The sequence below is a fragment of the Microcoleus sp. Aus8_D2 genome, assembly GCF_036702665.1.
GTDB lineage: Bacteria > Cyanobacteriota > Cyanobacteriia > Cyanobacteriales > Microcoleaceae > Microcoleus.
This window is the reverse complement of the sequence record NZ_JAUBUN010000059.1, coordinates 26,986-38,219: the sequence shown is the minus strand read 5'-3', so window position 1 is coordinate 38,219 and position 11,234 is coordinate 26,986. Positions and strand designations below refer to the sequence as shown.

Annotated in this window: 4 protein-coding genes; 1 reads left to right on the top strand and 3 read right to left on the bottom strand. The window is 45.8% G+C overall.

Annotation, left to right across the window (positions count from 1 at the left end; all coding sequences use genetic code 11):
- The 3 genes from QUB64_RS29710 to QUB64_RS29700 form a co-directional block, all read right to left on the bottom strand.
- A partial coding sequence (locus QUB64_RS29710; RefSeq protein ID WP_333394296.1) for a calcium-binding protein occupies positions 1 to 1,415 on the bottom strand: 1,415 nt, incomplete at its 3' end.
- A 276-nt stretch (positions 1,416 to 1,691) separates the two neighbouring features.
- On the bottom strand, positions 1,692 to 7,139 hold the full coding sequence (locus tag QUB64_RS29705; protein WP_333274378.1) for a trifunctional serine/threonine-protein kinase/ATP-binding protein/sensor histidine kinase: 5,448 nt from the start codon (positions 7,137 to 7,139) through the stop codon (positions 1,692 to 1,694).
- 166 nt (positions 7,140 to 7,305) lie between these two features.
- Positions 7,306 to 8,286: an AEC family transporter gene (locus tag QUB64_RS29700; RefSeq protein ID WP_333274376.1), complete on the bottom strand. Its 981-nt coding sequence runs from the start codon at positions 8,284 to 8,286 to the stop codon at positions 7,306 to 7,308.
- Between the two features lie 373 nt (positions 8,287 to 8,659).
- Between QUB64_RS29700 and QUB64_RS29695 the strand changes: the two genes are divergently transcribed.
- Positions 8,660 to 11,191, top strand: a complete 2,532-nt coding sequence (locus QUB64_RS29695; RefSeq protein ID WP_333274547.1) for a vWA domain-containing protein — start codon at positions 8,660 to 8,662, stop codon at positions 11,189 to 11,191.
- The last annotated feature ends 43 nt before the right edge of the window (positions 11,192 to 11,234 follow it).

Here is an 11,234-nt window from a genome sequence, read left to right as displayed (position 1 = left end):
GTCGGAGTTGGAGTTGTAGTCGTCGGAGTTGGAGTTGTAGTCGTCGGAGTTGGAGTTGTAGTCGTCGGAGTTGGAGTTGTAGTCGTCGGAGTTGGAGTTGTAGTCGTCGGAGTTGGAGTTGTAGTCGTCGGAGTTGGAGTTGTAGTCGTCGGAGTTGGAGTTGTAGTCGTCGGAGTTGGAGTCGTTTCCGTCGTAGTCGTCGGAGTTGGAGTCGTAGTCGTAGTCGTAGTCGTAGTCGTAGTCGTAGTCGTAGTCGTAGTCGCAGTTGGTCTGGGAGAAAACGTCCCAGTCACACTGATAAAATCAGTGGCATCGATCAGCGCCGAGGGAGTGTTGACCAAAATTGCTAACAGCTTGCCGTCGATCGTAATTACCGTATCTCTGAGATTGGCACCATTACCTTGGCTGACTTGCAGTTGACTGAAAGATAAACTGCTCGGCAGTCCAAAGAAATCCTCAGCCTCATTGTAATCAGTAATTAAAACCAAACTTCCCGGGCCCGCTCCCAATCCAAAGATATCACTGCCACTACCCCCAGTTAGAGTATCGGAACCTTCACCTCCAACCAGAGAATCATTACCCTCTGCCCCAAATAAATTGTCATTACCGAAACTGCCCAAAATTGTATCGTCGCCGAGACCTCCGGCCAAGGAATCATCGCCAAAGCCGCCGTCGAGAACATCATTACCTTTCCCACCAAACAGGAAATCATTGCCTTCATCTCCCATCAGACAGTCGTCGCCTTCATCGCCCCGAATCGTATCCAAACCGGTGCCACCAGAAAGTGTATCGTCAGCCTTCCCGCCGAATAGTTGATCGTTGCCGGATTCTCCCAAGAGCGAATCTCTGCCTGCATTGCCGTACAAAGTATCGTCGCCGTCACTGCCGGCCAAATAGTCGTTGCCGTCCAGGCCAAACAGTTGATCTCGCCCGCTACCGCCGTTGAGAGAATCGTTCCCAAAATCCCCGTACAGATAGTCATCATCACTATTTCCGAACACGGAATCGTCGCCGTCATTCCCTCTGAGGGTGTCGTTGCCAGTACCGCCGGCAATCACATCATTGCCTCCGTTGCCACGAAGCAAGTCGTCCCCTGCGTCTCCCAACAAGCTGTCTAACCCGTCGTTGCCGTCGAGGCTATCGTTGCCCAAACCGCCTCTGATCGAGTCATTGCCGTTCCCGCCAGAAAGAAAATCGCGGCCTTGGTTGCCAATGAGCTCGTCATTTCCTTCACCCCCAAACAGCGAATCGGCTCCCTCGCCTCCGAGAAGCTGATCGTTGCCGCCGTCTCCCTCTAGGGTGTCATCTCCATTCGCACCCAGCAGCGTGTCATCGCCATCTAAGCCGCGAATTCGATCGCCCTGGGTCGTACCTAGAATAAAGTCGTTGCTGTCTGTGCCGATCAGGTTTGCCATAGGGGATACACCGCTCCTCAATAAAATAAATTGTTTTAAAGTATGTCAATCGCTTTCGTGACAAGGCATTGCTGCTTGCCTACGTTAGCATAGTTGAGATTTTGGCAAATTGCCGCAAGGGGGCGGGAATTTTTGCTGTCTGGATGTGCGATCGGCAAATAGGTTTGATCGTTCCGAATGCGAGTCCGCATAAATCAGAGGACTCGCATTCCGAACGATCAAACCTATTTGAAGAGTTTAAAACCGGTATCATCACTAATTACGAATGACTAATAACTAATGACGGCAGGACGGCAGGACGGCAGGACTTTCTTGACTAACAGGTAGGACGATCGCAAATTCAGTCCCCTCACCAACCGCAGAGTTGCAGCTCAACTTACCGCCGTGGGTTTCCACAACAATCTGGCGGGCGATCGCCAATCCCAATCCTGTCCCTTTCCCTACCGCCTTCGTGGTGAACAAATGGTCAAAAATCCGCTGTTTTACTTCTTCTGTCATCCCTGCACCGTTATCGGCAATTGTAATTTTGATGTGGCGATCGCCCTCCAAACCGCTCCGCACCCTGATACAATTAGGATTCGCTTCAATTCGATCAAAACTGCGGCCTTGACTTGACTCATCTAGGGCATCGATCGCATTGCTGAGCAAATTCATAAAAACTTGGTTCAGTTGACCGGGAAAGCATTCGATTTGAGGCAGATTCCCGTAGTCTGTAACGACTTCGATCGCCGGACGGTGTTCGTTAGCTTTCAGCCGGTGTTTGAGAATTAAGATGGTGCTGTCAATGCCATCATGAATATTAAAGGGAACTTTGTAGTCTTTATCTGCTCTGGAGAAGGTGCGGAGGCTCGTGCTGATGCCCCGAATGCGATCGCACCCCACTTTCATCGACGACAGCATCTTCGGCAAATCTGCTAAGGCATATTCTAAATCAATATCCTCAGCATCTTGTTCGATTTCTTCGCCGGGATTTGGCAGTTTTTCTTGATATAATTTTAAGTGGTTAATTACATCATTGATGGTAGTTGTTGCTTCGTCAATATTGCCGTTAATAAAGCCGACAGGATTGTTGATTTCGTGGGCGACTCCGGCGACGAGATTGCCCAAGGCGGACATTTTTTCGCTTTGCACGAGTTGTAACTGGGCTTGCTGTAAGTCCAAGAGCGATCGTTCTAATTGCTGGGCGTAATCTTGGGATTGTTGGTACAAGCGGGCATTTTCCAGAGAAATCGCCGCTTGGGCGCACAACAGTTGAATGACTTCCGTGCGATCTTGTGTAAATGCACCAATTGTCAAGTTATTTTCTAGATACAGCAACCCGATTAATTTACCCAAATGCAAAATCGGCGCGCACAGCAAACTTTTGGTGTTTTGCTCCATCAAATACCGATCGGCAATAAAATCATTTTGTGCTGCTGCATTATCCAAAACAACAGTTGTCAAAGTGCGCTTAACATAATCGATCGCAGCAGCGGGAACCACCTCGCTACCTGACAGCGGTACCGAGATTGAGATGACATTTTCCTTGAGGGAGGCTACAGCTTCGATCGCAATATTCCCCTCCTTAATCAACAACAAAACTGCTTTAGTCGCCCCAGCATTTTCCATAACCACAGACATCAGTGCCGCCAGCAATTTTGCTAATTCTATTTCACTCGATAGAGCTTGGGAGGCTTTGATAATGGTATGGAAATCGAGGGCTGTTACGACATTTCTGCTAGATTGATTTGTGTGGGTTATTTGATGTAAAGCCGACGCTTTTTCGATAGTTTGCAGGCAAGTTTCGCCGAGCGCATAACGATTTTGTTTGACCTGTAATATGGGATAAAGCAATTGGGGATAGCGTTTCTCTAAGTCATCTATTTTGGCTTTCGCACCCCAGCGAGCATAGCAGTAATAGGCATCTTGCATATAACCTGCGGCAACTTTTTCTTTGCCCCAGTTGAGATAGAATTTAGCAGCGAGTTCGTTGGCGAGGGCTTCATCTTGAATGAAGCTGTTAGCTTTAGCACTTGTAATGGCGCGATCGTAAACTTCAATAGCTTCGAGTTTATTGCCTGACACTCGATGTTGTTCGGCTGCTACCAATTCCCAGCGATGCTGATGATTTGTCGGAGCCAAAGCTGCCCAATGCTGCAATTTGTCTTGATGCTGTTGCACTTGTAGCAGGATTGAAAGTTGCTCTTCTGGTGAAGCTTCTGCATACAGGGTTAATTGAATCAGCGCATCAAAAAAGGAGTAGAGGGGAACCATAACCATCGCCACAGCACCATCCAGATATTGAGCAGTTGTGGCGGAGCTGTGGGCTGCCTTCTCATCCTGCCCAAAGAGATAATAAAGAGTGGTTTGGTTAAGGTGCCAGATTAATAATGCAGTGCGCTGATTGGTCGATCGCAACTCGGCGAGGGATTTTTCGCGATCGAAGATTGTCCCACTCAGGAGATAAGAAACCTCAGCTTGCCCCAATAAATTGAGTACAGTCTGTTGATAAATCTCTTGATAGTGGCGGGAATCTGTGTGTTGATATTGATGAATGGTTTGACGGTAGGCATCCATTGTCTGGGCAAGTTCTGCTAATTCCTGACCCGCATAATAAGCGTAATAACAGTATGCCCATGCACTGAGGCAAGCGTGCTCGATATCTCCAGTTTCGAGTCCGCTGCGGTAGGCTTCTTGTAACCCAGGAAGAATTTCAGAGAGGGAGATTTTCCAATGTTTAATAAAGTGGTTCACCACATACCAATTTCGAGATTTGAAGGATGTCAGTTGGAGTCGATCTCGAAGGTTTAATGCCAATTCCCCAAACTCATAGCCGTTTTCGAGATCGCCAATAATGCCACACAGGATTACGCCATATTCGCCGTAAGCAAATATAGAAACGGGACCATTACCAGATTGGATAGATAATTCGACTTGCTTGAAAATTAGCAGCGGCAGTAAAGTAGGAGCCGCACTAAAGGCAGCAGGCACCAAAGCCGTCAAGATTTCCATCGCAGCCAAAAGCTGGGGATCGTTCATGGTTGGCAAATCTAGCAAACTGCGGAATGATTTGTCTGCCCACAGTTCGCGCGTCATTCCAAACGCTTGTCCGATATCCTCCTGGGTAGGTTGCTCTGGCAATTCAATACCGAGAGAATGTAACACCGGCAACCCAATCTGAATCGCATTTAAAAGTTGCCCTTGAGCTTTTACTCCCATAATCCGAGTTTGCTGGACTTCGATCTTATCTAGCAAGGCTTTGGCTTGTTGCAATACCACGCTCGCCCACCGTTCCATTTGCTCAAAATCGGTGTTGAGATAGCTCGCCTCAGCAATCTCTTCATGCAGTGCCAGAGTTAGCGGATAATGACTTTCCCAAGCATCTTTTGGTAACAGATCTATCCCTGTTTTCAAATAGGAGTTCGCCGCTCCATAGGCAGTAGCTGTTTTCGCTTTTCGTCCTGCCGATAAATTCAACTGGGCTAAATTTTCGCGCTCCTGGGGTGACGCAATTAGGTCAATGCCAACATTCAAATGATTGACAATTTCAAATAGCCGCTCTTCCCGTTCGCTGGGGTCAGAATTGCGTAACAATAACTGCCCCATTTTCAGATGAGTTGACTGTTTTTGGTCTTCAGCGATCGAAGAATAAGCAGCTTGTTGAACGCGATCGTGCAGGAATTTATAATTGACAGTTTGCGATCCTTGTTCCTGAATTAACTGTCCCACATAAAACTTATAAACTTCACTTTGAGGCAGAATTAACCCTGATTGTAAAGACTTCCATAGAGATGTGGCAACCTCGGTTTGCGACTGCTCAGAAACGATCGCCAATGTATTCAAATCGAACTGATTCCCAATACAAGCTGCTAACTTCAAAATATCCTGAGTCGCTGAAGGCAGTTTTTGCAATTGCAGGGCCATAAACTCCACCACATCATCCGTCAGTGCCGCTTCCCGCACTCGGACGATATCGCACTGCCAATATCCGGCTTGCCGGTCAAACTCAATTAGTCCGTCTTGATGCAGTGCCTTGAGAAACTGCGTGGCAAAAAAGGGATTTCCCTGAGTTTTTTGTGCGACCAAATCAGTCAATGGTTTTGCCACATCTGGAACACAATTGAGGGTATCAGCCACCAAATGATTGAGACTTTCTACACTCAATGATTCCAGAGTAATAGTATTCACAGTTGCCCCAGCTTTGACCACTGCGCCCAGTGTCAGCATCAACGGATGTGCTGGCGAGACTTCATTATCTCGGTAGGCACCAATTACCAATAAATAACCCGTTTCTGACTCGGACATCAGTAGCTGCATTAACTGTAGCGATGCGGAATCTGCCCACTGCAAGTCATCCAAAAACATCACCAGGGGATGTTCTGGTTTTGCGAACACCTGAATAAAGTTTTGGAACAGCAAATTAAACCGATTTTGTGCCGCACTTCCTGAAAGTTCGATGGCGGGTGGTTGCTTACCGATAATTTTTTCTAGTTCGGGAATTACTTCAATAATAACTTGCCCGTTATCGCCTAGTGCTTGCAATATTTTAGTTTGCCAATTTTCTAATTTCTCGTCACTTTCACTGAGCAATTGTCCCATTAAATCTCGAAATGCTTGCACAAAGGCTCCCAAGGGAATATTGCGGTTGAATTGGTCGAATTTCCCTTTGATGAAGTAACCGCGTTGCCGCACAATGGGTTTGTGGACTTCGTTAACTACAACTGTTTTCCCTATCCCTGAAAATCCAGCTACTAGCATCATTTCAGTTGTGCCGCTAGTAACCCGATCGAAGGCTGCAAGTAGGGTTCCTACTTCGGTTTCTCTCCCGTAGAGTTTCTCGGGGATAATGAAGCGATCGCACAAATCCCTCTGGGCTATTTCAAAACTATCTATTTTACCACTTTTTTGTAATTGAAACAAACATAATTCTAAGTCAAATTTTAGCCCCAAAGCGCTCTGATAGCGGTTTTCAGCATTTTTTGCCATCAATTTGCTGACAATAGACGAGAGTACCTGCGGGATTTCCGGCTTAATTTCATGCAGCGATCGCGGCTGTTTGGCAATATGAGAGTGTACCAATTCCATTGCATCGTGGGATTGAAACGGCAACTCTCCCGCCAGTAATTCGTAAAAAGTCACGCCCAAAGAGTAAAAATCAGTGCGGTAGTCAATGCCGCGATTCATCCTTCCTGTTTGTTCCGGTGATAAGTAACCGAGTGTACCTTCCAACACGTTAGGATTCATCAGAGTTTGAGTTTCCCTGGGCAGCAAAGATGCGATGCTAAAGTCAATTAGCTTGACTTGTTTTGTTTCGGGATTAATCAGAATATTGGCGGGTTTTATGTCTTTGTGAATGATCCGGTGGCGTCCGAGTATGTCTAATGTATTGCTGATGTCGATCGCCATTTGCAACAATTCACTCAAATTGGGCGCAGTTTCCCCTTGTTCTATCCATTCCTTGACAGAGATGCCCCCAAAATCTTCCATTACCAGCGCATAGCTGTTGTGGTGGGCTTCTAAGCTGTATGTTTCGATGATTCCGGGCAAGTTGAGGTTTTTGGCAATGGTATACTGATTGCGAAATTGCACGAGTTCGCTGAAGCTGGGATACTCAGTCTGCAAGACTTTGATGGCTACTGGCTGTTTGTCCGAGAGGCGAATGCCACGATAAACTAGGGTGCGAGTGCCTGAGTAAATGCGATCGAGTGTTTGATAACCTGTCAATGTAAAATTTTGAGTTGTCATATTTTTATAATTTGCCTCATCCTTAGGCTATTGGTAGCTTAACAGAAGGCAATAGAGTTTCCAACTCCAGTCATTGTTAAGTTAAATTAATCCGACATAAATCACTCAATATCTGTGATTTATATCACTGAAAGACTCTTTTAAAATTTGGCGAGTCTTGTTTTGATTAAAAATTAAAGAGCCGCATCCAGAGTGGAATAGTGAATAATAAACTAACGCAGCCCATGCCGATCGCAGTTACCGTCAATTCGCGATCGAGATTGAAAACTTCTGCCAACAAAGTAGTACCAAAAGCCGGAGGCATTGCCATTTGCAGCACTAGCGAAAGTCGCGGCGCCCCCGCAATCCCAAACAAAGTTAAACCGATGCCAAATAGCAAAGGAACTAACAGCATTTTAATCACCAAACAAGCCCAAACTTGTTTGAGGTTGTGCAAAGAATTCAAATTGCTCAACTGCATCCCGATCGTTATCAAAGATAAACTAATTGCAGCCCAAGCAGCAGTTGTTAACAATCCTTCGATTGGTGGCGACAGCGGCAAACTGCGCGAGACAAATCCTATACCCAGAGCCCACAGTGCCGGATTCTGCAAAATTGCCCGCAGGGGAGTCAACCAATTTTGATGCAAACTGCTGTTACCGCAGTAAGAGGCGATCGCAATTCCGAGTAAATTGATGGCGATACCAGTACCCAGCAAGTCGTAAAACAACGCCCAGGCGAAGTGTTCCGAACCCAATAAAGACAAGCTGATGGGAATTCCTAAAAAACCCGTATTGCCAAACATCGCTGCTAACAAGAAGCTGCCTTGAGTCGGCAAACTCCAGACGGTTTTGGGTTCCGAGGTATTTTTGCCCGAATTGAGAATCTTGAGACGTTCCGTGCTGACGAACTCGATCGCGATCCAAGCAAGTCCCCCACCTGCGAGAGTTGCCACACAAGCTATCAGCGGTGCAATGAAAATAGCGCCAGATAAATTGGCGCTACGGATGAAAGCAACAATGCTCAACGGTGTGCCAAAGTAGAAAAGAAACTTAGCTAAATATGTAGCATAGTTTCTCGGTAGCAGGCGGCCGAGAATAAATCCGATTGCTACCCATCCTATTAGATTTAGATAGAGTTTGAGCAGCGGATTGTCTGTATTTAGCATGATTAATTAAATATTATAGGACTGCTGCGGGCGGTCAGAAACCGGGTTTTTACGAAAATATTTCGTTGTTACCCCCAGATTCGGTAAAAAACCCGGTTTCTTTGGTATTGATGCACACTAGATATCTTGCCTCAGTCCTTTTAATTAAATTTTGGAACAGGCAAGATGCCTGTTCCACAGAAAAAATTATTTGTGTGGAACAGGCATCTTGCCTGTTCCTAGCTATTTTTGCAAGAGGTCTACTACTTTTGGCAATCGATCCTAAGTATTAATGCTTATTTACCCTGGCGAATAATTTTCCATACAGGCCTTGACACCGACAAAAGTGCGTGTCAAGATTGTGTTGAAGAATAAATCAACATAAGTGAAAACTATGGCACGGCACTTCAAACAATCATCTCAAGTCAAAAGTTCCAGCAGCCAAGCAGCCTCCAATACTCGCACCAAATTTACCCTCTACAATTTTGCCGGAAACGCCAAAGCATTCTATTTAGTCGATCGCCTCAATCTCGAAAGAAAGCCGGGAGACATCCCCGAAAAATCCGTCGCCCACAGCATCATCATCATCGATCGTTCCGGCTCAATGTATTATGACTTAAAACCGCTGAAAGAAACCCTCGTAAAGCTTTTGACATTAGACGAATACAACAATTACCAGCTAATTGTCAGCCTGATTTCCTATGCAGACAGTGGAGACGTAATTAGTCACTTCCAGCGAATTCCCATTCAAGAAGTGATGAAGATTGACTCTCAATACCTCAAAGCAATTCAAAAAATTCAGACTGCTGGCTGTACCTGCATATCGCAATCGATGCAGCTTGCTAAATCTCTGGTAAAAGCTGGAGAAGTGACAGCAATTAATTTGCACACAGACGGTTATGCCAACGATCCAAGTGCTAATGCTGAAGCTACCAAACTAGCGGAAATTTGCGACGAACTTAAGGACATGGATGTGTTTGCCAACACGATATCCTACGGCTGTGCAGACTTCAAACTGCTCTCCAAAATCGCCAACACTTTATCGGGAAATTGCATCCGGGCTGGCGAAGTCAAAATGGTTTACAATGCTCTTTATGACACTACAAAACTGTTAGGTGATTCCGTAGCTCCGCCGCTGGAAGAACCGTTAATTAAGGAATACGACTATCAAGTTTTTGTTTCCAAAACGGGGAAAAAAATCAACGGTTCATCGAACACGCTGAAAATCTGCGGGCTGAAAGCAGACGATAGCGGACTGTTTTACAAATATCAGAAACTCACCCAAGCTGAGTACGATAAATTAGATGTGCCGGTTGCTCAAACTGATGAGTCGGTGTTTGCTTTTGCAAAAGCTAACCTCGCTGACGGCAATTTAAATACGGCGAAGTACGCGCTGGCGAGCACCTTCGATGCTACTTTGACGGAAAAACACGCTAAAGCTTTGACAAATGTCCAAATAGCGGGGTTTGCGGAGGATTTGGAACGGGCTGTGTTGGCGCCGGATGGGTTGCAAAATCATCAAATTGGCGATCGGGTAAAAGTCAGCGATAAAATTTCGTTGTTAGAGTTGATCGAGATATTGGAGGAAAACAGCAACAGCATCATCATCAACTTGAAACACTTGCAAGAAAACTATCAGCGCAAAGGTTTGAAGCGAGTTGAAGGAAAGCGAGACGAAAACGGCAACCTTGTCAAGCCTTGGCTGAAAACTGAATTTTTAGATGGCGGCGAATACGTGCGGATGGGTTCATTTGCGATCAATCAAAATACCGCTACCATCAATATGCTGATTACCAGGAAAGTTAAACTGGTAAAAGTTGAGGATGGAAGTGCGATCGCAGAAGTTGCAGGAATTCTGGTAACAGACCTGAATACTTTCAACAACTATACCATGGTCAGCGACGGCGAAGTTAATATCAAGTCGCTGCGTACCAAAATCAGCAGCCAAGCAGTCTTTGACTTGCTCAAAAAATGCGGTGTAATTGAAGAAGACGGTTCGCCTGCGGGAGATTTTGACTTCCATTCGGAGTACGATATTAACTTAGAGAGTTTGCCGCTAGTGCCGTTTGACGGACGTTACGGCAGCCTGGAGGGAGTGTTTGAGGAACTCGCCAACATTAAAATTCTCTCCAGCATCCTCTCGGCTCATTTGAAGGAAGCATCCGAAAGTTATACGGCTCAACAGTTGGAAGAGTTGAAACAGCACTATCTGTCGAAAAGCCTGTACATCAACTTTCCGACGACGACGGAGTACACAGAGTTGAAAAGTGCGATCGCGAATGGTACAGTAGATTCGCGAGTCAGCTACAAAATCGACATCGGCAGCAAAAACATCCTCAACTTCAGCAAATTGCACTCAGCCAACAAATTTCTCGATCGCCTGTACGAAGTTTACCACAAAGACACGGGCGAAAAGCTGGCAAAACCCACATTCGACATCACCTTAGATCAGCCTGTCGTCTTTGCACACAAAACAGTTTCATCCCGCACCAAAATCACCAAAGTTGACGACTTAATGAAACAAATTTTCGATGACTTTCTGGGGTTAGAGAGTAACGGAATTGTTAGCGCCACCTTAGAAAAAGTTGGTGCAGACAGTTTGCTGAGGCTTCTCCAAGCAAAATGGCAGGAAAAAGATGTCAAGCGAGACGAATTTGTAGCTGCTTTAACCCGTGCAAACGAGCAACTGGAAGCTTATGCCGAAAAAGTGTACAGCGAGAAAGTTTCTCCGCTAGTTTTCTACATCGGTTCAACCGGACTTATCCCCGATGAAATGGAAGCACAAGCGGCGACTGCTGATGAAATTGCTTCTAAATATGGCAACTTGCAATTTTCTAAAGATGAGCAAGAGGGGATGTTTTTTGAAGTCGGTGACTGCATAATTAGCGTGTACGCTAAAAATGAGTATTTCACCGTAAGTAAGTAGCAACAAAGGTTCGTAGTAAGGACTTCAGTCCTCTCTCCAATAG